This window comes from Pseudomonas nitroreducens (assembly GCF_014204515.1).
GTDB classification, from domain to species: domain Bacteria; phylum Pseudomonadota; class Gammaproteobacteria; order Pseudomonadales; family Pseudomonadaceae; genus Pseudomonas; species Pseudomonas nitritireducens_A.
In genome coordinates, this window is the sequence record NZ_JACHLI010000005.1 from 87,631 (window position 1) to 108,519 (window position 20,889).

Consider the following 20,889-nt stretch of genomic DNA (forward strand, 5'->3'; position numbering starts at 1 on the left):
AAACGGCAGCATCCGCCGGTACGGACGGCTCCCTCTCCCTTCAGGGAGAGGGCGGGGGAGAGGGGCACTCAGGTCGGCGCCAAAGGTTCAGCGGCCCGCATCAGCCGATGCTTTCAAACCCCTGCAGCACATTGATCGCATTGATGCCGATCTCTTCCACCGCGTACCCGCCCTCCATCACGAACAGCGTCGGCAGGCCGAGCTTGCCGATGGCTTCGCCCATGCGCAGGTAGTCCGGGCTGTCCAGCTTGAACTGGGAGATCGGGTCTTCCTTGTAGGTGTCCACGCCCAGGGAGACGATCAGCACGTCCGGCTTGTACGCCGAAATCTGCCGGATCGCCGCCTGCAGCGCGAGGCTCCACACCGACCAGTCGCTGCCCGAGGCCAGCGGGTAGTTGAAGTTGAAGCCTTCGCCCACGCCCTGGCCCTTCTCGTCGGCGTAGCCGAGGAAGTAGGGGTACTCGAAGCGCGGGTCGCCGTGGATCGAGGTGAACAGCACGTCGGCGCGGTCGTAGAAGATGTCCTGGGTGCCGTTGCCGTGGTGGTAGTCGACGTCGAGGATGGCCACACGGTTGGCGCCCTGGTCGAGGATCGACTGGGCGGCGATGGCGGCGTTGTTGAAGAAGCAGTAGCCGCCCATGAAGTCCGCCGAGGCGTGGTGACCCGGTGGGCGGCACAGCGAGAACACCGAGCGCGCGCCCTTGGCCAGTTCGGCCTGGCCGGTCATGGCCACGTTCACCGAGCTGAGTACCGCCTGCCAGGTGCCGGCGGTGATCGGCGCGCCGGCGTCCAGGCTGTAGTAGCCCAGGCGCCCGTCGATGCTGTCCGGCTCCTTCTGCCGCAGGCGGCGGGTCGGCCAGCAGATCGGCAGCATGTCGTGGGTGCGGCCGGTGGCGAGCCAGTCACGCCAGGCGTGTTGCAGGAACCGCACGAAGCCTTCGCTGTGCACCCTCAGGATGGGTTCCAGGCCGAAATCCCGCGGGGCCTGGATGTCGCCCAGTTTCACCGCCTTGGCCCGGTCCAGCACCATGTCGGCGCGGCTGGGCTTTTCGAAGCAGGGAGTGAACTGGCCGCCGATCAGCTCGTGCTGACCGTGGTGCAAGCGATGGTCGTCGGTATAGATCGTCAACATCACGCGCTCCTGAGGGCGCCTCCGGGCGCCCGTTGGGTTCTGGTTGTCTCTTGCTGAATGGCTGGGCCGTCAGGCGTTTTCCTCGAAATTCACACTCGGTGCCTTGCGACGGAAACCGCCGGTATGCACCGCCAGGTAAGCGAAGCCGACCGCGAACCAGCTCAGGCCGACGACCAGGGTCAGCTGCGAGAGGCTGGTCCACAGCCACAGGGTCAGGCACAGGCCGATGAACGGAATCGCGCCGTACAGCAGGACGTTCTTCGCCCCGCGGCGGCGCTCGACGCCCAGGTAGGTGCGGATCACCGCCAGGTTGACCACGGAGAAGGCCACCAGCGCGCCGAAGCTGATCATCGAGGCGAGGGTGGTGAGGTCCAGCACGACTGCCAGCAGGGACACGGCGGAGACCACCAGGATCGCCACCACCGGCGTCTGGAAACGTGCGTGCAGAGTGCCGAACAGGCTGCGCGGCAGGATGCCGTCGCGGCCCATGGTGAAGATGATGCGCGACACCGAGGCCTGGGACGCCAGCGCCGAGCCGATGCAGCCGGCGATGTAGGCGGAGGTGAAGAAGTTGCCGAGGAACTGGCCGCCGGCCTTGAGCATCACTTCGTTGGCCGCCGAGTCGGCGTTCTGGAACACGCTGCCGGGGAACACCAGCTGGCTGATGATTGCCAGCAGGGTGAACATCAGGCCGGCGATGACGGTGGTGATGATGATCGCGCGGGGGATATCGCGGCGGGCGTCGCGGGTTTCCTCGGCCATGGTCGAGACCGCGTCGAAGCCCAGGAACGACAGGCACAGTACCGCGGCGCCGGCCATCAGCGGGGCGAAGCCGGGCTGGGTGCCGTCACCGACGAAGGGCAGGCTGAAGTCGATGGCGGCGCCGCCGGTCAGGGTCTTGATCGACATGACTACGAACACCAGGATGAACACCAGCTGCGCGCCGACGATGACGTTGCTCATGCCGGCGACCTGGCTGATGCCGACCACGTTGAGCACGGTGACCAGGGCGATGGAGGCGACCACGAACATCCAGGCCGGGATTTCCGGGAAGGCGATGTTCATGAACAGGCCGATCAGCAGGTAGTTGATCATCGGCAGGAACAGGTAATCCAGCAGCAGCGACCAGCCGGAGAGGAAGCCGACCACCGGGCCGAAGCTCAGGCTGGTGTAGGAATACGCGGAGCCGGAAATCGGGTACTTGCGCACCATGAAGCTGTAGGAAGCGGCGGTGAACAACATCGCCAGCAGGGTGATCAGGTAGGCCGTGGCAGTACGGCCGCCGGTCATCTCGGTGACCACGCCGTAGGTGGTGAACATGGTCAGCGGGACCATGTAGACCAGGCCGAAGAAGACCAGGGCGGGCAGGCCCAGGACGCGCTTCAGGCGGGCGTCGGCGTTGGCCGGGGTGCCGTGCTGGGTGCTTTGTTGAGTGCTTTGTTGAGCGTGTGCAGTGCTGGCGCTGTGTTGGCTGGCCATGGGAATTCCTCGCAGTTTTTATGTTCTGGTGCGGGTGGGCGGCGTTCGGTGGCCGTCCTGGTGTCGTCGGCTTGCGGCTCAGCCGCAGCGCTGGCGACGCGCGAGGAATGAGGGTTGGTGCTGCAGGTTGACGCAAAAGCTGGTCATGGGCGTTCTCGGGGCATTTGTTCTTGTGGATAACGCGCTCGCGTTCCCTCGGGAAATCCCTGCGCCATCTGCGATGGTGCAAGGGCTGGCCGCCTTTCCAGCCGCTCCCTGCGCGAGCCGCCCGACTCTAGCAACCGAGGTCTTCGGGCAGAACCCTGCAAAGGGTCAAAAAGGGATCGAAATGGCCAAAATGGCTGTCAGGTCAACCCGGCGCGCACCGCCGCGCCGGGTGACCTTGCGGTCATTTCTTCAGCTTGGTCCAGACCTTGGAACGCAGTTGCAGGGCCTTGGGCGAGCACAGCTTGAAGGGCTTCAGGCGATCCAGCTTGTCCGCCGGGGTGTTGATCGCCGGATCGTCGAACAGCTCCTTGTCCATGAACTTGTCCGAGCCTTCGATCGCGTTGTTGTACTTGGCGAAGTTGGAGGCCAGGGCGATGTTCTCGGGCTGCATCATCCAGTTCAGGAAGGCGTGGGCCTCCTTGATGTTGGTGGCGTCCTTGGGAATGGTCAGGTTGTCGATGAACAGGCGCACGCCTTCCTTGGGATAGACGTAGACCAGGCTGGCGCGCTGGGCGTGGGCGCGGTGGAAGGCACCGTTCCATTGCTGGTGCATGGAGACTTCGCCAGCGGCCATGCGCTCGATGGTGCCGTCGCTGTTGTACATGGCCAGCATCGGTTTCTGCTTGAGCAGCAGGTCCTGGATCTTCGCCGCTTCTTTCGGGTCCTCGGTGCACTCGTCGATGCCCAGGAAGTAGGACGCCGGGGCGTACAGCTCCTCGATGGAGTTGAGCGCCACCACCTTGCCCTTGAGCTCTTCTGGCGGCTCGAAGAATGGCTTCCAGCTTTCATCCAGCTTGCCGCCGGGCACCTTGGCGCTGTCGTAGCTGTAGCCGGTGGTGCCCCACAGGTAGGGGATCGAGTAGTCGTGGCCCGGATCGTAGGACAGGGTCTTGAACTTGTCCTTCAGATTGGCCAGGTTCGGCAGCTGCGACTTGTCGAGCTTCTGCAGCAGGCCTTCCTTGACGAAGATTTCGATGAAGCTGTCGGACGGCACGACTACGTCGTAGGCGCCGCCACCGGCCTTCAGCTTGGCCAGCAGGGTTTCGTTGCTGTCGTAGGAATCCAGGGTGGCGTGGATGCCGGTGTCCTTCTCGAACTTCTTCAGCAGTTCCGGCGGGAAGTAGTCGGACCAGTTGGCGAAGTGCAGGGTGCCGTCGGCATGGGCGCTGCCGGCCAGCAGCAGGCTGGCGGCGACGAACGCGCGGGCGATGGGGGTACGGCGGAATTTCATCGGTGAAGCTCCTTGCAATGTTGTTTTGTTTGGCGGCAGGAGGTCAGCGGCGACGCTGGCCGACGTAGTACGACAACGCAACGAACGCGATGGAAATCAACAGTATTATTGAAGATATGGCGTTGATCTTCGGGGAAATCCCCATTCGGATGGAGCTGAAGATGTACACCGGCAGGGTGGTGGCCCCGGCACCGGCGACGAAGTAGGTGATGACGAAGTCGTCCATCGAGATGATGAACGCCAGCATCGCCCCCGACACGATCCCCGGCGTCAGCAGGGGGAAGGTCACCTTCCAGAAGGTCTTCCATGGCGAGGCATAGAGGTCTGCCGCCGCTTCCTCCAGCCGGGGGTCCATGCCTTCGAGACGGGCGCGGATCGGCAGGTAGGCGAAGGGAATGCAGAACACGATGTGCGCCAGCAGGATGGTGAACAGCGACAGCTTCAGGCCGATGAAGGCGAAGAACATCAGGGTCGCGACAGCGGTGACGATCTCCGGCACCAGCAACGGCAGGCCCAGCACGCCGCTCATCACGGTCTGCCCGCGGAACGAGCGACCGCGCATGCCCAGCGCCGCAAGCGTGGCCAGTGTGGTGGCGACGACGGTGGCGAGGGTGGCGACGATCAGCGAGTTCTTCGCCGCGCGGAGGATCTCCGGGTCATCCGCCACCACCGAGTACCACTTCAGGCTGAAGCTTTCCCACAGCGTCGCCGACTGGCCGCTGTTGAAGCTCAGCACCACCAGCACGAAGATCGGAATGTAGAGGAAGGCGAAGAACAGCCAGGCGGCGGGCCGGACCCCGGTGAAGCGCCAGAGCGGGTTGGCCGACTTCATGGATGACCTCCCGACGCGCCCTGTTTGAACCGCATGCTGTAGATCATCATCGCCAGCAGCACGAAGGCCAGCAGGGCGAAGGACAGCGCCGCGCCGAACGGCCAGTTGTGCGCCGTGCCGAACTGCAGCTGGATCAGGTTGCCGATCATCAGCGACTTACCGCCCCCGAGCAGCTCGGGAATGATGTAGCTGCCCAGCGAAGGGATGAACACCAGGATGCAGCCGGCGACGATGCCGGGCATGGCCAGCGGGATGATGATCCGCCGGAGTGCCTTCCAGCGGTTGGCGCCCAGGTCGAAGGCCGCTTCCACCAGGCGCCAGTCCATCTTCTCCAGGCTGGTGTAGATGGGCAGGACCATGAACGGCAGGTAGGTGTAGAGCAGGCCGATGATCACCGCGTTGTCGGTGTAGAGAATGCCCAGGGATGCGTTGGAGAAGCCCAGGCCGTGCAGCCCCTCATCGATCAGCCCGCCGTTGCGCAGCAGCAGCATCCAGGCGTAGACCCGCACCAGCAGGTTGGTCCAGAACGGCACCGTGACCAGGAACAGCAGCAGGTTGCGCCGGCGTTCATCCTGCAGCGCCAGGTACAGCGCAGTGGGGAAACCGATCAGCACGCAGCCCAGGGTGGTCAGGATCGACAGCCAGAACGAGCGCTGGAAGATGCCCAGGTAGTCGGCGTTGAACGCCAGGCTGTCGTCCAGGTCGCGTTCCCAGAGGAAGTTGATGTAGGCCTCGATGGTGTGCTGGCCCCACTTCACGCCGCCGTAGTCCCCCGGTGCCTGGATCGACACGGCGAACATGATGCCCAGCGGCAGGACGAGGAAGACGATCAGCATGATCATCGCCGGGCTGGTCAGGGCCAGGCGTTTGAACAGCGATCTGCGTTCCGCTTGTGCGCGCAGTGTACTCATTCGGCCAGCACCCGGATGGCGGTGGCGGGAATGCGGACCCGCACCCGCGCGCCGGGCGCGTGGGTGGAAAGGGCGCCGTCGCGGTTCTGCTGACGGACCCGGAAGCCGCCCTGACCGGCGACGTTGAGGTGGTACACGGTGTCAGTGCCGACGTAGACGATGTTCTCGACCACGCCTTCGAGCTGGCCGTCCTGCGCGAGCTCGGTACGCTCCGGGCGGATCGCCAGGGTCACCTTGCCGGGCAGGGTGGTGGCGGCCGGCAGGGTCTGGCCGTCGGCCAGGCGCACGCTGTCACCGCTGGATTCGCCCTCGAGGAAGTTGGTCTCGCCGATGAAGTCGGCCACCAGGCGGTTGACCGGCGCCTCGTAGATCTCGGTGGGCGTGCCGATCTGCATGACCTTGCCGCGACTCATCACCGCGATGCGGTCGGACATGGTCAGGGCTTCTTCCTGGTCGTGGGTGACGAAGATGAAGGTGATGCCGGTCTCGTGCTGCAGGCGCTTGAGCTCGATCTGCATTTCCTTGCGCAGCTTGAGGTCCAGCGCGGACAGCGATTCGTCGAGCAGCAGCACCTTGGGCCGGCTGGCCAGCGCGCGGGCCAGGGCGATGCGCTGTTGCTGGCCGCCGGAGAGCTGGTCGGCGCGGCGCTTGCCGACGTCGGGCAGGCGCACCAGGTCGAGCATCTTCTGCACGGTGGCGTCGATGTCGCTGCGTTGCTTGCCCTGCATTTCCAGGCCGAAGGCGATGTTCTCCGCCACCGTCATGTGGGGGAACAGGGCGTAGCTCTGGAACACGGTATTGACCGGGCGCTTGAAGGGCGGAAGGCCTTCCATCGCGTCGCCGTAGAGACGGATGCTGCCGGAGGAGGGTTGTTCGAAGCCGGCGATCAGTCGCAGCAAGGTGGTCTTGCCGCAGCCCGACGGGCCGAGGAGGGTGAAGAACTCGTTGGCGCGGATTTCCAGTGACACGTCGTCCAGGGCCTTGAGGCCTTGTCCGGGTGTACCGAACTCCATGCATATCCGCTCGATGGTGATCGCGCTGGTCATGCTTGTACCATGCAGTTAAGCAGTTGTTATTGTTGAGGTTTTACGGTTTCTAGGACCGTTTCACCTAGCTGCGGATTGATAATGACCAAGCGCCGGGATGCGCAGAACGATAGATCAGGCCAATAAGGGATAAATCAGGCCAAGTTGAAAATGCACGCTGCGCTGCTGGATTTCGGGAGTCAGCGGGGTGTCGTTTCGGTGAGTCTCGGCGCGGTGGCTTGCCCCTCACCCTAACCCTCTCCCAGGGGAGAGGGGACCGTTCTGTGTGATGCTGGAAAACGGAGTCAGCCGGAAACAGCATCTGTACGCTGCGGTTGGAGGGGGCGTGGAATTTTCTAATGGCACGGATAGTCCCCTCTCCCTCTGGGAGAGGGCTGGGGTGAGGGGATGATCGAGCGCCGTCAGCCCCGATACAAGCTCGGACTCGCCCCGCTCCATCTCTGGAAGGCATGCCGGAAGCTGGCCGTCTCGCTGTAGCCCAGTTGCTCGGCGATCAGGTAGATCGGCAGGTCGGTGTCCTTGAGCAGTTGCCGGGCGCGATCGAAGCGCACTTCGTCGAGCACCTGTTGATAGCTGGTGTTCTGCTGCTGCAGGTGGCGACGCAGGGTGCGGGTGGACTTGTGCAGGTGGCGCGCCACGGAGTCGAGGCTGGCGGTGTCCTGCAGGTGGCTGGCCAGGTGCTGGCGCAACTGGTCGATCACGTCGCCGCGGGCGCTGAGTACCCCGCTCATGCGCAGGCACTGCTGCACGCCGTTGTGGCAGCTGACCGGGTCGGCAAGCGGCAAGGGCCGGTCCAGCAGCGCCGGGCTGAAGCACAGCGCACTGGTGGGCGCGCCGAAGTCCACCGGGCAGCCCAGGCGTTCGGTGTAGGTCTCGGCATGTAGCGGCGGCCGATACGCCAGCAGCAGCCGGCGCGGGCGCACCGATTCGCCGAGCAGGTCGCGGATCACCGTCAGCAGCGAGGTCAGGCACAGTTCGGTATTGAACACCGTCAGCTCCGGCGCGTAGCGATAGCCATCGGCGGTGAGGTGGACTTCGTCGCCCTGCGGCGTCAGCGCGAGGCGGAAGTAGGTGCCGAGCAGCTCGGGAAACGACAGCGCCAGCTGCAGCGCATCACGCAGGGTGCGGCTGGCGAGCATGCTGTAGCCGAGGATGCCGTACGCCGAGACATGCATGCGCAGCCCCAGGTAGAGCCCCAGTGCCGGGTCGTGGTGGCAGTTCAGGGCGTTGGCGAAGACCCGCAGTTCCTGGGCGTGGGTGATCAGCTTCTCCGGGGTCAGCAGGTCCGCCTCGCCGATACCGCTGCCCTCCAGCAGCTTCGGCCGCGGCACGCCGGCGTGGTGCAGCACCTCGGTGGCCAGTACCACGGTGTGCAGGGTGGCCTGCTGGCGTTGTTCGGGGAGCAGGTGCTGGGCCATCGATACGCCTCTTGCGAAAGACAGGACGGACTTGCGCTAACCTGACTTTAGCCTGCTCGCAGCCCCCGATGGCCTTTAAGTTTGGCTTCAGGCGCTGCTGCGAAGCTGCCACGCCAACGTCGATCCGAGTCTTCCATGCGTCGTCTGCTCAAACCCCGTCGTCTGTTCATGCTGCTGGCTCTGCTCGCCCTGGCGGTGCTGCTTGCGCTGGGCCAGAGCTTGCGGGTCTACGAGCGTGCCTGGTTCAAGTTCAACGAGTGGCGCCACGCTGCGCAATGGAAGGACCAGTCGATCTGGCTGCCCGACTACCGCGTGGTGCTGGAGGCGCAGCCGATCGAGGGGCTGGAGGACAACGTCTCGGCTCTGACCTACGACCCGGACCGGCAGACCCTGTTCACCGTGACCAACAAGCAGAACGAGCTGGTCGAGCTGTCGCTGGAGGGCAAGGTGCTGCGCAGGATCGAGTTGCATGGATTCGGCGATACCGAGGCTGTCGAATACATCAGCCGCAATGTCTACGTGATCAGCGATGAAACCCACCAGCGGCTGATTCGCGTCGAGCTGCACGATGATACGAAAGAGCTGCATGTAGAAGACGCCCAGCAGCTCGCCCTGGCCCTGGGGCGCGGTGGCAACAGCGGTTTCGAGGGACTCGCCTACGACTCGCTGGGCAAGCGCCTGTTCGTCGCCAAGGAGCGCAAGCCGGTGCACATCTATGAGGTGCGTGGCTTCCCTTACGAGCAGTCGGAGCAGCCCATCGCCGTACACGTGGTGGAAGACCTGGAACACAACCGCAACCTGTTCGTCCGCGATCTCTCCAGCCTGCAGTACGACGAGCGCAGCGGACACCTGCTGGCGCTGTCCGACGAATCCCGGCTGGTGCTGGAGCTGACGGCCGATGGCGAGCCGATCAGCTCGCTGTCGCTGCTGCGCGGCATGCAGGGCCTGCGTCGCAGCGTGCCGCAGGCTGAAGGCATCGCCATGGATGACCAGGGCACGCTGTACCTGGTCAGCGAACCCAACCTCTTCTACGTGTTCAAGAAGCGCGAGGCAGCCGAGGACTAGGTGTCGTCGCTGATCGGCGCATCTGCCGCGTAGCGCTTCACCGCTGCCACGCCGGCGTCGGCGCTGGCTCGGCTGGCGTACATCTGGCTCTGCCCGACGATCTGGCCGTTGCTGGCCTTGAGCACGAAGCAGTGCTTGCCGTTGCTGGCGACCTTCACTTCGAAGGCACCTTCGCGCTGGGAGTTGCTGCGTACCGAATCGATCCCCTGGTGAGCCGAGGCTTTGGCCCGGTACAGCTCGCTGGTCAGGACGATCTCGCCGTTGCTGGCGTGCAGGTTGAAGTAGAACTGGCCATCGCTGGCCTTCTTCAGATGGTACTTGGCGGCCATGCTGCGTCTCCTGGGGCGGGGCGGGTCATCCCAGCGTAGACGGCTGCCGGTGCTGCAGAAGGCGCCACCCGGTGGATGGCGCCCGAGGGCGTCAGACCTTGAGGGTCTTCACACCTTCGGCGGTGCCCAGCAGCAGCAGGTCGGCCGGGCGCGCGGCGAACAGGCCGTTGGTGACCACGCCGACGATGTTGTTGATCGCTTCTTCCAGCTGCACCGGGCTGTCGATGCGCAGGTTGTGCACGTCGAGGATGATGTTGCCGTTGTCGGTCAGCACACCTTCGCGGTAGACCGGGTCGCCGCCCAGCTTCACCAGGGCGCGCGCCACGTGGCTGCGGGCCATGGGGATGACTTCCACCGGCAGCGGGAAGCCGCCGAGCATCGGCACCAGCTTGCTGGCGTCGGCGATGCAGATGAACTGCTTGGCCACCGCGGCGACGATCTTCTCGCGGGTCAGCGCGGCGCCGCCGCCCTTGATCAGTTCCAGGCGCTCGTTGGTCTCGTCGGCGCCGTCCACGTAGAACTCCAGCTCGCTGACCGTGTTCAGGTCGTAGACCGGGATGCCATGGCCCTTCAGGCGCTGGGCGGTGGCTTCGGAGCTGGCCACGGCGCCGTCGAACTCGGCCTTGTGCCTGGCCAGCAGGTCGATGAAGAAGTTGGCGGTGGAGCCGGTGCCTACGCCGACGATGCTCTTGCTGTCGAGGTGCGGAAGGATGTGGTCGACGGCGGCCTGGGCCACAGCCTGCTTGAGCTGATCCTGGTTCATGGCGAAGGGTCTTCTTACCTGGCTGGACGCGAAAGCGCCGGGGGCTGTTGAAAAAGGGTGAACGGGAGGGCGGATTATAGCGGCCGGCGGCACCCCGGTGTTGCGCCGTCGGGCAACTGTTATGGTGATCTGCGCGCGGATTGTTCGGTGGCCCGCGCCGCGCCGGCTGGAGTAGACTCGCGGTTCCTCGAAAAGCCGCCGATATAGCCCTTCCGATGCTCGAACACTACGTCAAGAAGATCCTCACCTCGCGTGTCTACGACGTTGCCGTGGAAACGCCCCTGCAGCCCGCCCGCCAGCTCTCCGAGCGCCTGGGCAACCAGATTCTGCTCAAGCGCGAAGACCTGCAGCCGGTGTTCTCCTTCAAGATTCGCGGCGCCTACAACAAGCTGGCGCAGCTGAGCCCGGAAGAGCTCGCCCGCGGTGTCGTCACCGCCTCCGCCGGCAACCATGCCCAGGGTGTGGCGCTGGCCGCCCGCGAGCTGGGCATCAAGGCGACCATCGTGATGCCGCGCACCACCCCGGAATTGAAGGTCCAGGGCGTGCGTGCCCGTGGCGGCAAGGCCGTGCTGCACGGTGATGCCTTCCCCGATGCGCTGGCGCATTCGCTCAAGCTGGTGGAAGAGAAAGGCTACGTCTACATCCACCCGTACGACGATCCGGACGTGATCGCCGGCCAGGGCACCGTGGCGATGGAAATCCTCCGTCAGCATCCGGGCAGCCTCGATGCGATCTTCGTGCCGGTGGGCGGTGGCGGCCTGATCGCCGGTATCGCCGCGTACGTGAAGTACCTGCGCCCGGAGATCAAGGTCATTGGCGTCGAGCCGGACGACTCCAACTGCCTGCAGGCCGCCAAGGCCGCCGGCGAGCGCGTGGTGCTCGGCCAGGTCGGGCTGTTCGCCGACGGCGTCGCCGTGGCGCAGATCGGCCAGCACAACTTCGAGATCTGCAAGGTGTATGTCGACGAGGTGATCACCGTCGGCACCGACGAGATCTGCGCGGCGATCAAGGACATCTACGACGACACCCGCTCGATCACCGAGCCGGCCGGCGCGCTGGCGGTGGCCGGGATCAAGAAGTACGTCGAGCGCGAAGGCGTGAAGGGCCAGACCCTGGTGGCCATCGACTCGGGCGCCAACATCAACTTCGACCGCCTGCGCCATGTGGCCGAGCGCGCGGAGCTGGGCGAGAAGCGCGAAGCGATCATCGCGGTGACCATCCCCGAGCGGCCGGGCAGCTTCAAGGCCTTCTGCGAGGCCATCGGCAAGCGCCAGATCACCGAGTTCAATTACCGCTACAACACCGACAGCGAGGCGCATATCTTCGTCGGCGTGCAGACGCATCCGGAGAACGACCCGCGCGCGGCGCTGGTGCAGCAGCTGCAGGAGCAGGGCTTCCCGGTGCTCGACCTGACCGACAACGAGCTGGCCAAGCTGCACATCCGCCACATGGTCGGCGGCCATTCGCCGCGGGTGTCCGGCGAGCAGGTGTTCCGCTTCGAGTTCCCGGAGCGCCCCGGCGCGCTGTTCAACTTCCTCAACCGCCTGGGCGGCCGCTGGAACATCACCCTGTTCCACTACCGCAACCATGGCGCCGCCGATGGTCGCGTGGTAGCGGGCCTGCAGGTGCCGGAAGACGAACGCCACCTGGTGTCCGCCGCGCTGGACGAGATCGGCTACCCCTACTGGGACGAGACGGACAACCCCGCCTACCGCCTGTTCCTCGGCTGAGGCCGGGGCTGGTCCGGCCAGGGTAATGCTAGGCTTGGCAGATCGCAGGATCGATCACGGGATTCGCTGAAATGGAAAGCTTGCAGACCTTCCGCATCCTCCACGGCATCGCCGCGGTGCTGCCGTTCCTGGCCATCATCGGTCTGGCCTGGTACGGCTGGCGCAGCTGGCGTAGCGGCGATGCCGGGGTGATCGCCAAGGCCTTGCAGCGCATCGGCCTGATCGGCTGGGTACTGGTGGCCGGCAGCGTCGCCAGCCTGCCGGTCACCGGCTACCGCATGGTGCAGACCGTCGGCTGGCCGCTGGGCCAGACCTGGCTGCTGGCCAGCGCCTGCCTGCTGATCGTCGCGACGATCTTCTGGCTGCTGTTCACCACCCGCCTGTGGCGCATCCGCGACCTCGCGCTGGTGGCGCAGAGCAGCGGCGAGCCGATTGCCGCCAGCGCCGCGCGGCAATGGAAGTTCGGCCTGGCCTTCTTCGTGCTGGCGCTGCTGTGCGTGATCGCGATCCTCGCGCTGATGATCAGCAAGCCGGTGTGATTCGCCTGGCGGATTGCCGGGTTGCGCCGCAGCGGTTCACCTGAGATGGCCGGACTTCGCGAGTTCGAAATACCCTCATGAATATTCTTCTGGTCGGTGCCCGGGGCTTTCTCGGTCGCCATCTGCTGCCTGCATTGCTTGCCGAAGGCCACCGGGTCTTCGCCACGGCGCGTCGCGTGCCAGAGGCCGCGGACACGACCGGCGTGCAGTGGCTGGCGCTGGACCTGCAAACGCTGGCGCATGACCCCGCCGCGTTCGACTGGCCCGAGCGGGTCGATGTCCTGATCAACGCCGCCGGCGTGCTCAGCGAAGACGCCGAAGAGCTGACGCACACTCAGGCGCTGGGCCCGCAACGTCTTTTTGCCCAGGCGGCGCAACAGGGTGCACGAATCCTCCAGCTGTCAGCGCTGGGCGCCGGCGAGCAGCCGGATGTGCCCTTCCTGGCCAGCAAGGCGTTGGCCGACCAGGCGGCCCTGGCGTACCCGGCCTCGGTGGTGTTGCGTCCTTCCCTGGTGCTGGGCGAGGGCGGTGCCAGCAGCGGTTGGCTGGCGAGGTTATCGCGGCTGCCCTGGCTGCCGATGCCGCGGAGTCCTGCGCGCCTGCAGCCCCTGCATGTCGATGACCTGGTGGGCGCGGTGCTGGCGCTGCTGCGCCGCTGGCCCGAGCGGAGCCTGGTCCTGCCGCTGGTGGGCGCACAGCCGATGACCCAGGGCGAGCTGCTGGATCTGCTGCGTCAGGCTCAGGGACTGCGGTCGGTGCGCCGTCCGGGACTGCCGTGGAAGATGTTCGAAGGGTTCTGCGCTCTGGCTTCGCGTCTGCGTTGGGGGCCGCTAAGCCCGCAGCTGTTGCGCATGATGCGGCGTGACAACCTGGCCAGCGCCGAGCCACTGGCGGATGCCTGTGGCTATCGGCCGGCTCCCTTGGCGCTGCGCCTGCTCGGCTGGCCCGATGGCCGCGCTGTGCTGTCCGACTGCCTGAGGCCGGTCTGGCTGGGTGTCCTGCTGGCCGTCTGGCTTGGCACGGCCGTCGTCTGCCTCGGGCCGGGATTTGACTGGGGCCTGCGGATAATGGCCGAGTTCGGCGTGAACGGCTGGCTGGCTTCGGTCGCGGTGATCGCCGGGGCGCTGCTGGATGGCCTCCTCGGGCTGGGCCTGCTGCTGCGCCGCTGGCGCCGTCGTGCCCTGCTGGCGCAGATCGCGCTGATGCTCGGCTACACGCTGCTGATCAGCTGGCGCCTGCCGCATTACTGGTTCGACCCGTTCATGGCCGTGGGCAAGAACCTGGTCATCCTGCTCGCCAGTATCGCCCTGCTGGCCAGCGAGCCCGCCCCCGACAAGGACGCCGCGTGAATCTCTACCTGCTGCTCAAGACCCTGCACATCCTCTCTTCCACGCTGCTGTTCGGTACCGGCCTGGGCTCGGCCTATTACAGCTGGCGCGCCTGGCGCAGCGGCAACCTGGAAGCGATCCGCATCACCTTCCGCCACCTGGTCACCGCCGACTGGCTGTTCATCGCCACCACGGCGGTGTTCCAGCCGCTGAGCGGCATCGCCATGGCGCACATGGCCGGTTGGCCGCTGGATTCGGGCTGGCTGCTGTGGAGCCTGGCGCTCTACGTGTTCGCCGGCGTCTGTTGGCTGCCGGTGGTGTGGCTGCAGATCCGCGTGCGCGACATGGCCGAGACTGCGCATCGGGAAGGTACGGCTTTGCCGCCGCGCGCCTTCCTCTATATGCGCTGGTGGTTCGCCCTGGGCTGGCCGGCGTTCCTGGCCTTCCTGGCGATCTTCTACCTGATGGTCAACAAGGGCTTCTGAGCCTTCAGCGCCGGTACAGCAGCGCTCAGCGCAGGTTGACGAGCGCTCAGCCGCGCAGGCTGATCACCGGCCAGCCGCGTTCGGTGGCGGTGGCGCGCAGGGTGTCGTCGGGGTCGACGGCCACCGGGTTGGCCACCAGCTCCAGCAGTGGCAGGTCGTTGCGCGAGTCGCTGTAGAAGTAGGCGTCGTCCAGCTTCAGGCCGGTTTCTTCGAGCCAGCGGTTGAGGCGGGTCACCTTGCCGCCCTGGAAGCACGGCACGTCGCAGGTGCGGCCGGTGTAGAGACCGTCGAGCATTTCGCATTCGGTGGCGATCAGCGTCTCCACGCCCAGGCGCTCGGCGATCGGGCCGGTGACGAAACGGTTGGTGGCGGTGATGATCACCAGCTTGTCGCCAGCGGCACGGTGCTCGGCCAGCAGGGCTTCGCCGCGGGCGAGGATGATCGGCTCGATGACGTCCTGCATGAACTGGCGGTGCCAGGTGGCCAGTTGGTCGAGGCTGTTGCGGCCGAGGATCGCCTGGGTGAAGGCCTGGTAGGCGAACACATCGAGGGTGCCGGCGACGTAGTCGGCGTAGAAAGCATCGTTGCGTGCCTGGTACTCACCGGCATCCACCAGTCCGCGCTGGCACAGCCATTCGCCCCAGCTGTGGTCGCTGTCGCCGGCCAGGAGGGTGTTGTCGAGATCGAAGAGAGCCAGTCGCACGATGGTTTACCGCCGGTTGCCAATACGGAAAAGTCGCCTAGAGTAACGGCTTTTGCCCACCCTGCACATGACGCCGCGCCTCGCGTTGCCGCTGTCACAAGCTTTGTGGAACAATGCGGGCACACGCGATTTCGAGGATGTACCGCCGTGATCGATCCCGATGGTTTTCGCCCCAATGTCGGCATCATCCTTTGCAACGATGTCGGACAGGTCCTGTGGGCACGGCGCATCAACCAGGAAGCCTGGCAATTTCCCCAGGGCGGCATCAACGCCCGCGAAACCCCTGAGGAAGCGCTGTACCGCGAACTGAACGAAGAAGTCGGCCTGGAAGAGCAGGACGTCAGGATTCTGGCCTGTACCCGTGGCTGGCTGCGCTATCGCCTGCCGCAGCGCCTGGTGCGGACCAACAGCCAGCCGCTGTGCATCGGGCAGAAGCAGAAGTGGTTCCTCCTGCGCCTGACCGGCGAGGAAAGCCGGGTGCGCATGGATGTGACCGGCAAGCCCGAGTTCGACGGCTGGAAATGGGTAAGTTACTGGTACCCGCTGGGCCAGGTCGTGACCTTCAAGCGCGAGGTCTACCGCCGGGCCCTGAAGGAATTGGCACCGCGCCTGCTCGCGCGCGACTAGCACGTAGTTCAAGGAGTTAGACCCCCACGCCATGCTCAACACGCTGCGTAAGATCGTCCAGGAAGTGAACTCCGCCAAGGACCTCAAGGCGGCGCTGGGCATCATCGTGCTGCGGGTCAAGGAGGCCATGGGCAGCCAGGTGTGCTCGGTCTACCTGCTCGACCCGGAGAGCAACCGCTTCGTGCTGATGGCCACCGAGGGCCTGAACAAGCGCTCCATCGGCAAGGTCAGCATGGCGCCCAACGAGGGCCTGGTGGGCCTGGTCGGCACCCGCGAGGAGCCGCTGAACCTCGAGAACGCCTCCGAACACCCCCGTTACCGCTACTTCGCCGAGACCGGCGAGGAACGCTACGCCTCCTTCCTCGGCGCGCCGATCATCCACCATCGTAGAGTGATGGGCGTTCTGGTCGTTCAGCAGAAGGAAAAGCGCCAGTTCGACGAAGGCGAGGAAGCCTTCCTCGTCACCATGAGCGCGCAGCTCGCCGGTGTTATCGCCCACGCCGAGGCCACCGGCTCGATCCGCGGCCTGGGCAAGCTCGGCAAGGGCATCAGCGAGGCCAAGTTCGTCGGCGTTCCCGGTGCTCCCGGCGTGGCCGTGGGCAAGGCCGTGGTAGTGCTGCCGCCGGCTGATCTGGAAGTAGTCCCGGACAAACCCATCGACGACGTCGAGGCCGAGGTCGAGCGCTTCAAGCAGGCGCTGGAATCGGTCCGCGAGGACATGCGCAACCTCTCCAGCAAGCTGGCCACCCAGCTGCGCAAGGAAGAGCGGGCGCTGTTCGACGTCTACCTGATGATGCTCGATGACGCCTCCATCGGCCTCGAAGTCAAACGCATCATCCGCACCGGCCAGTGGGCCCAGGGCGCCCTGCGCCAGGTGGTGATGGAGCACGTGCAGCGCTTCGAGCTGATGGACGACGCCTACCTGCGCGAGCGCGCCTCCGACGTCAAGGACATCGGCCGGCGCATCCTGGCTTACCTGCAGGAAGAGCGTAAGCAATCGCTGACCTACCCGGACCAGACCATCATCGTCAGCGAGGAGCTGTCGCCGGCCATGCTCGGCGAAGTGCCCGAAGGCAAGCTGGTGGGCCTGATCTCGGTACTCGGCTCTGGCAACTCCCACGTTGCCATCCTCGCCCGCGCCATGGGCATCCCCACCGTCATGGGCGCGGTCGACCTGCCGTATTCCAAGGTCGACGGCATCGACCTGATCGTCGACGGCTACCACGGTGAGATCTACACCAACCCGTCGCCGCAGCTGGTCAAGCAGTACGGCGAAGTGGTCGCCGAAGAGAAGGAACTGAGCAAGGGCCTGGCCGCCCTGCGCGAGCTGCCTTGCGAGACGCTGGACGGCCATCGCATGCCGCTGTGGGTCAACACCGGCCTGCTGGCGGATGTGGCCCGCGCCCAGGAGCGCGGCGCCGAGGGCGTCGGCCTGTACCGCACCGAAGTGCCGTTCATGATCAACGACCGCTTCCCCAGCGAGAAGGAACAGCTCGCCATCTACCGCGAGCAGCTCTCCGCCTTCCACCCGCTGCCGGTGACCATGCGCACCCTGGATATCGGCGGCGACAAGGCGCTGTCCTACTTCCCGATCAAGGAAGAGAACCCCTTCCTCGGCTGGCGCGGCATCCGCGTCACCCTCGACCACCCGGAAATCTTCCTGGTGCAGACCCGCGCCATGCTCAAGGCCAGCGAAGGCCTGGACAACCTGCGCATCCTGCTGCCGATGATCTCCGGCACCCACGAGCTGGAAGAGGCGCTGCACCTGATCCACCGCGCCTGGGGCGAAGTGCGTGACGAAGGCGTGGACATCCCCATGCCGCCGATCGGCATGATGATCGAGATCCCCGCCGCCGTGTACCAGACCCGCGAACTGGCGCGCCAGGTGGACTTCCTCTCGGTCGGCTCCAACGACCTGACCCAGTACCTGCTGGCCGTGGACCGCAACAACCCGCGCGTCGCCGATCTCTACGACTACCTGCACCCGGCCGTGCTGCAGGCGCTGAAGAAGGTGGTCGACGACTCCCACGCCGAAGGCAAGCCGGTGAGCATCTGCGGCGAGATGGCCGGCGATCCGGCCGCCGCCGTACTGCTGATGGCCATGGGCTTCGACTCGCTGTCGATGAACGCCACCAACCTGCCCAAGGTGAAATGGCTGCTGCGCCAGATGACCCTGTCCCGCGCTCACGAGCTGCTCGCCCAGCTGATGACCTTCGACAATCCGCAGGTCATCCACAGCTCGCTGCACCTGGCCCTGCGCAACCTTGGCCTGGGCCGCGTGATCAACCCGGCGGCGACCATCCAGGCCTGACGCCGGGCCGCAAGTCCCTCCCGGAACCCTGGATGGCCGGGAGGCTCGTACGACACAGGGCCGCGCGCCGGCCAAGGCGAAGCTTATGGACGAGCTTGACGTCACTCCCCGCACCGATCCCGAAACCGGGGCGCGCAGTCTGCGCTATGCCCTGAGCATCGTCAGTGACGGCATCTGGGACTGGGACATGTGCAGCAACCACGTCACCCGCAGCCCGAGCTGGTACGTCATGCTCGGCTACGACCCGGACAGCCTCCCCGAGAACGTCAACACCTGGCAGGAACGCATCCACCCGGACGACCTGGAGCGGGTGATGTTCGCCTTCAACGCCTACCTCGAGGGCCGCAGCGGCGCCTATCGCGAGGAGTACCGTTGTCGCTGCGAGGACGGCAACTACCTGTGGGTCAGCGATCACGGACGCTTCTTCGAGTTCGACGAGCAGGGCCGGCCGACCCGCATGATCGGCGCCCACCGCAACATCCACGAGCGCAAGCTCGCGGAGCTGGCGCTGCAGGAAAAGAACCACGAACTGCACCAGCTCAACCTCAGCCTGGAATACCTGGTGCAGCAGCGCACCGAGGCCCTGCGCAAGGCCAACCAGGCGCTGGTCGAGCAGGCTGCGGTGGCCCTGCGCCTGGCGGAGATCGACCCGCTGACGCAGATCGCCAACCGGCGGCGCTTCGAGCAGCAGCTGCACGCCGAGTGGCAGCGCCTGCAGCGCCACGGCCATGCCTGCACCCTGATGATGTTCGACCTCGACCACTTCAAGCGCATCAACGACAGCCTTGGCCACCCGGCCGGCGACCGCGTGCTGGTGGCGGTCGCCGAAGTGGTGCGGCGACGCCTGCGCGAGGAGGATTGCTTCGCCCGCTGGGGCGGCGAGGAATTCATCGTGCTGCTGCCGGAAACCGTCGGCGAGGCCGGCCGCGAACTGGCCGAGCGGTTGCGCCTGAGCCTGCGCCGGGCCGATGTCTCGCTGCCGACCCAGCTCACCGCCAGCTTCTCGGTGACCCAGATGAAGCCGGGTGAGGACCTGACCGGGCTGCTGCGGCGCCTGGACGAGGGGCTCTACCGGGCCAAGCGCCAGCGCGACTGCATCGTCCTCTGCTAGAGGACCAGCGAGACTTCGCCCAGCCGCGCGCCGCTGGGGCCGAAGCTGTGTTCCAGCAGTTCGCGGCGGCCATCGGCATGGACGATCAGCGCGGTGCTGGCGCGGGTACCGTAGGTCGCGCTGGCGATGAACACGCTGGACAGCAGGCGCTCGGTGGCCAGGCCCACACCGGTTTCCGGCAGCTCGGCATCGCTGGGCTGCTGGTTGTCACGCAGCAGGGCGAGCAGCGCGCTGCTGTCGGGTTGCTGCAACGTCGCCTCGAGGGCGCCGCGAGCCTTCAGCAGCTTGGGCCAGGGCGTGTCCAGCGCAGCGTTGGACAGCCCGTGCACCCCGGGCGCCACTGCCACCGGCGGGCCGACGCGGGGGTTGAAGTAGCAGAGCTGCGCGCGGTCGCCCACCAGCAGGTTGAAACCGCTGTAGTCCGCCGCGCGGCGCGCGACCTGCTGCAGGTACTCCAGCGGCGCCTGCCGGCCCTGCAGGAAGGCCGCCACCAGCTCGCCACGGGAGTACTTGCCCAGCGGCTGGTCGGGATCACGGACGTTGGTCAGCGCGGCGAAGCGGCCGTCCGGCGCTACGCCGAGCCAAGTTCCGCCGGCCTCCAGGTCACGGCCGGCGTGGACGCCCGGAGATTCCTCCCAGGCCGCCAGCGGCAGGGTCGGGCGGGCGTAGAACTCGTCGCGGTTGGCCGCGACGATCAACGGTGTGGCGTGGCCGGGACGCCAGGCGAAGACGATCAGGCACATGGGTCGAACTCCGTAGTGTGCCGGCAGTCTATCAACTCCTGTGAAGACCCGGAGTGGCTGGAGCGCCCGGGAGCCTTCGGCTACCATGCCCGCTTTGTTGCCCGAGGTTGCCCATGGAGTTCGTGCTCTACCTGGTGCTTGGCGCCTGTGCTGGCGTGCTTGCCGGCCTGTTCGGCGTCGGCGGCGGGTTGATCATCGTCCCGGCCCTGGTGTTCAGCTTCGGCGCCCACGGTTTCTCGCCGGACGTGCTGACCCAGATGGCGGTCGGCACTTCGCTGGCGACCATCGTCTTCACCTCGATCAATTCGATTCTCGAACACCATCGCCGTGGCGCGGTGCGCTGGCCGGTGTTCGGCTGGATGACCGTGGGCATCCTGGTCGGCAGTGCGCTGGGGGCGATCACCGCGTCGAAGATCCAGGGCCCGGTGCTGCAGAAGATCATCGGTACCTTCGCCATCCTGGTGTCGATCCAGATGGCGCTGGGCCTGCAGCCCAAAGGCCAGCACAGCCTGCCCGGGCGCTTCGGCCTGGGCGTGGCCGGCGGCGTGGTGGGTTGGGCTTCAGCCATTTTCGGCATCGGCGGCGGTTCGCTGACCGTGCCTTTCCTGACCTGGCGTGGCGTCTCCATGCAACAGGCGGTTGCGACTTCCTCGGCGTGCGGCCTGCCGATCGCCATCGCCGGCGCGATATCCTTCATCGCCGTCGGCTGGCACAACGACCAGCTGCCGGAGCTGAGCCTGGGCTTCGTCTACCTGCCGGCGCTGGTGGGCATTGCCGTCACCAGCATGTTCTTCGCCCGCATCGGGGCACGGCTGGCTCACCGCCTGCCAGCCCTGGTGCTCAAGCGTTTGTTCGCCCTGCTGCTGTTCAGCGTGGGCTTGAGTTTCCTGATCTGAATT

The 20,889-nt window shown here is 66.1% G+C and carries 20 protein-coding genes; 9 read left to right on the plus strand and 11 right to left on the minus strand.

Translation table 11 applies throughout. The features are described from left to right. Nucleotides 1-100: 100 nt before the first annotated feature. The 7 genes from HNP46_RS08620 to HNP46_RS08650 all read right to left on the minus strand — a co-directional run bounded on the left by HNP46_RS08620 (nucleotide 101) and on the right by HNP46_RS08650 (nucleotide 8,256). Nucleotides 101-1,132: a histone deacetylase family protein gene (locus HNP46_RS08620; protein WP_017520827.1), complete on the minus strand. Its 1,032-nt coding sequence runs from the start codon at nucleotides 1,130-1,132 to the stop codon at nucleotides 101-103. Between the two features lie 69 nt (nucleotides 1,133-1,201). Next, on the minus strand, nucleotides 1,202-2,611 hold the full coding sequence (locus tag HNP46_RS08625) for an APC family permease (protein ID WP_184587760.1): 1,410 nt from the start codon (nucleotides 2,609-2,611) through the stop codon (nucleotides 1,202-1,204). Between the two features lie 388 nt (nucleotides 2,612-2,999). After that, on the minus strand, nucleotides 3,000-4,049 hold the full coding sequence (locus tag HNP46_RS08630; RefSeq protein ID WP_184587762.1) for an extracellular solute-binding protein: 1,050 nt from the start codon (nucleotides 4,047-4,049) through the stop codon (nucleotides 3,000-3,002). A 43-nt stretch (nucleotides 4,050-4,092) separates the two neighbouring features. Next, nucleotides 4,093-4,881, minus strand: coding sequence for an ABC transporter permease (locus tag HNP46_RS08635; RefSeq protein ID WP_184587764.1), 789 nt, complete (start codon nucleotides 4,879-4,881; stop codon nucleotides 4,093-4,095). Continuing rightward, nucleotides 4,878-5,792, minus strand: a complete 915-nt coding sequence (locus tag HNP46_RS08640) for an ABC transporter permease (RefSeq protein ID WP_184587766.1) — start codon at nucleotides 5,790-5,792, stop codon at nucleotides 4,878-4,880. The genes HNP46_RS08635 and HNP46_RS08640 overlap by 4 nt, the downstream gene beginning before the upstream one ends. After that, nucleotides 5,789-6,838 (minus strand): ABC transporter ATP-binding protein, encoded by a 1,050-nt coding sequence (locus HNP46_RS08645; protein WP_184587768.1) that lies wholly within the window; start codon nucleotides 6,836-6,838, stop codon nucleotides 5,789-5,791. The genes HNP46_RS08640 and HNP46_RS08645 overlap by 4 nt, the downstream gene beginning before the upstream one ends. Nucleotides 6,839-7,239: 401 nt before the next feature. Beyond that, nucleotides 7,240-8,256: an AraC family transcriptional regulator gene (locus HNP46_RS08650; RefSeq protein WP_184587770.1), complete on the minus strand. Its 1,017-nt coding sequence runs from the start codon at nucleotides 8,254-8,256 to the stop codon at nucleotides 7,240-7,242. Between the two features lie 135 nt (nucleotides 8,257-8,391). Between HNP46_RS08650 and HNP46_RS08655 the strand changes: the two genes are divergently transcribed. Continuing rightward, nucleotides 8,392-9,321, plus strand: a complete 930-nt coding sequence (locus HNP46_RS08655; protein ID WP_184587772.1) for an SdiA-regulated domain-containing protein — start codon at nucleotides 8,392-8,394, stop codon at nucleotides 9,319-9,321. Here the strand turns inward: HNP46_RS08655 and HNP46_RS08660 are convergent. Further along, nucleotides 9,318-9,650 carry a YegP family protein gene (locus HNP46_RS08660; protein WP_184587774.1) on the minus strand — a complete coding sequence of 111 codons (333 nt, stop codon included), beginning with the start codon at nucleotides 9,648-9,650 and terminating at the stop codon, nucleotides 9,318-9,320. The genes HNP46_RS08655 and HNP46_RS08660 overlap by 4 nt on opposite strands. Nucleotides 9,651-9,741: 91 nt before the next feature. Further along, nucleotides 9,742-10,413 carry a ribose-5-phosphate isomerase RpiA gene (gene rpiA, locus HNP46_RS08665; protein ID WP_184587776.1) on the minus strand — a complete coding sequence of 224 codons (672 nt, stop codon included), beginning with the start codon at nucleotides 10,411-10,413 and terminating at the stop codon, nucleotides 9,742-9,744. Between the two features lie 203 nt (nucleotides 10,414-10,616). Here rpiA and ilvA point away from each other — a divergent pair, with 203 nt between their 5' ends. The 4 genes from ilvA (at nucleotide 10,617) to HNP46_RS08685 (ending at nucleotide 14,495) form a co-directional block, all read left to right on the plus strand. Further along, on the plus strand, nucleotides 10,617-12,143 hold the full coding sequence (ilvA, locus tag HNP46_RS08670; RefSeq protein WP_184588152.1) for a threonine ammonia-lyase, biosynthetic: 1,527 nt from the start codon (nucleotides 10,617-10,619) through the stop codon (nucleotides 12,141-12,143). 71 nt (nucleotides 12,144-12,214) lie between these two features. After that, the gene (locus tag HNP46_RS08675) at nucleotides 12,215-12,682 is read left to right on the plus strand and encodes a DUF2269 domain-containing protein (protein ID WP_184587780.1); all 468 of its coding nucleotides are present in this window, start codon (nucleotides 12,215-12,217) and stop codon (nucleotides 12,680-12,682) included. Between the two features lie 77 nt (nucleotides 12,683-12,759). Next, nucleotides 12,760-14,031, plus strand: coding sequence for an SDR family oxidoreductase (locus tag HNP46_RS08680; RefSeq protein ID WP_184587782.1), 1,272 nt, complete (start codon nucleotides 12,760-12,762; stop codon nucleotides 14,029-14,031). After that, nucleotides 14,028-14,495, plus strand: a complete 468-nt coding sequence (locus tag HNP46_RS08685) for a DUF2269 family protein (protein WP_184587785.1) — start codon at nucleotides 14,028-14,030, stop codon at nucleotides 14,493-14,495. Before HNP46_RS08680 ends, HNP46_RS08685 begins: the two co-directional genes overlap by 4 nt. A gap of 46 nt (nucleotides 14,496-14,541) precedes the next feature. Here HNP46_RS08685 and HNP46_RS08690 read toward each other — a convergent pair whose 3' ends face one another. Then, on the minus strand, nucleotides 14,542-15,198 hold the full coding sequence (locus HNP46_RS08690) for an HAD family hydrolase (protein WP_184587787.1): 657 nt from the start codon (nucleotides 15,196-15,198) through the stop codon (nucleotides 14,542-14,544). Nucleotides 15,199-15,345: 147 nt separating this feature from the next. Here HNP46_RS08690 and HNP46_RS08695 point away from each other — a divergent pair, with 147 nt between their 5' ends. The 3 genes from HNP46_RS08695 to HNP46_RS08705 all read left to right on the plus strand — a co-directional run bounded on the left by HNP46_RS08695 (nucleotide 15,346) and on the right by HNP46_RS08705 (nucleotide 19,247). Beyond that, complete coding sequence (locus HNP46_RS08695) at nucleotides 15,346-15,825, plus strand: RNA pyrophosphohydrolase (protein ID WP_045215602.1); 480 nt, start codon at nucleotides 15,346-15,348, stop codon at nucleotides 15,823-15,825. A 31-nt stretch (nucleotides 15,826-15,856) separates the two neighbouring features. Next, nucleotides 15,857-18,136 (plus strand): phosphoenolpyruvate--protein phosphotransferase, encoded by a 2,280-nt coding sequence (gene ptsP / locus HNP46_RS08700; protein WP_184587790.1) that lies wholly within the window; start codon nucleotides 15,857-15,859, stop codon nucleotides 18,134-18,136. 85 nt (nucleotides 18,137-18,221) lie between these two features. Beyond that, nucleotides 18,222-19,247 carry a sensor domain-containing diguanylate cyclase gene (locus HNP46_RS08705; RefSeq protein WP_184587800.1) on the plus strand — a complete coding sequence of 342 codons (1,026 nt, stop codon included), beginning with the start codon at nucleotides 18,222-18,224 and terminating at the stop codon, nucleotides 19,245-19,247. Here the strand turns inward: HNP46_RS08705 and HNP46_RS08710 are convergent. Continuing rightward, on the minus strand, nucleotides 19,244-19,990 hold the full coding sequence (locus HNP46_RS08710) for an NRDE family protein (RefSeq protein WP_184587808.1): 747 nt from the start codon (nucleotides 19,988-19,990) through the stop codon (nucleotides 19,244-19,246). The two genes, HNP46_RS08705 and HNP46_RS08710, sit on opposite strands and share 4 nt — an antisense overlap. Nucleotides 19,991-20,103: 113 nt before the next feature. Between HNP46_RS08710 and HNP46_RS08715 the strand changes: the two genes are divergently transcribed. Continuing rightward, on the plus strand, nucleotides 20,104-20,886 hold the full coding sequence (locus tag HNP46_RS08715; RefSeq protein WP_184587811.1) for a sulfite exporter TauE/SafE family protein: 783 nt from the start codon (nucleotides 20,104-20,106) through the stop codon (nucleotides 20,884-20,886). Nucleotides 20,887-20,889 lie beyond the last annotated feature (3 nt).

Excerpts from the sequence above, each read along its gene's own strand:
- HNP46_RS08620 (WP_017520827.1), bottom strand. The coding sequence starts at position 1,132 with ATGTTGACGATCTATACCGACGACCATCGCTTGCACCACGGTCAGCAC.
- HNP46_RS08625 (WP_184587760.1), bottom strand. The coding sequence starts at position 2,611 with ATGGCCAGCCAACACAGCGCCAGCACTGCACACGCTCAACAAAGCACT.
- HNP46_RS08630 (WP_184587762.1), bottom strand. The coding sequence starts at position 4,049 with ATGAAATTCCGCCGTACCCCCATCGCCCGCGCGTTCGTCGCCGCCAGC.
- HNP46_RS08635 (WP_184587764.1), bottom strand. The coding sequence starts at position 4,881 with ATGAAGTCGGCCAACCCGCTCTGGCGCTTCACCGGGGTCCGGCCCGCC.
- HNP46_RS08640 (WP_184587766.1), bottom strand. The coding sequence starts at position 5,792 with ATGAGTACACTGCGCGCACAAGCGGAACGCAGATCGCTGTTCAAACGC.
- HNP46_RS08645 (WP_184587768.1), bottom strand. The coding sequence starts at position 6,838 with ATGACCAGCGCGATCACCATCGAGCGGATATGCATGGAGTTCGGTACA.
- HNP46_RS08650 (WP_184587770.1), bottom strand. The coding sequence starts at position 8,256 with ATGGCCCAGCACCTGCTCCCCGAACAACGCCAGCAGGCCACCCTGCAC.
- HNP46_RS08655 (WP_184587772.1), top strand. The coding sequence starts at position 8,392 with ATGCGTCGTCTGCTCAAACCCCGTCGTCTGTTCATGCTGCTGGCTCTG.
- HNP46_RS08660 (WP_184587774.1), bottom strand. The coding sequence starts at position 9,650 with ATGGCCGCCAAGTACCATCTGAAGAAGGCCAGCGATGGCCAGTTCTAC.
- rpiA (WP_184587776.1), bottom strand. The coding sequence starts at position 10,413 with ATGAACCAGGATCAGCTCAAGCAGGCTGTGGCCCAGGCCGCCGTCGAC.
- HNP46_RS08675 (WP_184587780.1), top strand. The coding sequence starts at position 12,215 with ATGGAAAGCTTGCAGACCTTCCGCATCCTCCACGGCATCGCCGCGGTG.
- HNP46_RS08680 (WP_184587782.1), top strand. The coding sequence starts at position 12,760 with ATGAATATTCTTCTGGTCGGTGCCCGGGGCTTTCTCGGTCGCCATCTG.
- ptsP (WP_184587790.1), top strand. The coding sequence starts at position 15,857 with ATGCTCAACACGCTGCGTAAGATCGTCCAGGAAGTGAACTCCGCCAAG.
- HNP46_RS08705 (WP_184587800.1), top strand. The coding sequence starts at position 18,222 with ATGGACGAGCTTGACGTCACTCCCCGCACCGATCCCGAAACCGGGGCG.
- HNP46_RS08710 (WP_184587808.1), bottom strand. The coding sequence starts at position 19,990 with ATGTGCCTGATCGTCTTCGCCTGGCGTCCCGGCCACGCCACACCGTTG.
- HNP46_RS08715 (WP_184587811.1), top strand. The coding sequence starts at position 20,104 with ATGGAGTTCGTGCTCTACCTGGTGCTTGGCGCCTGTGCTGGCGTGCTT.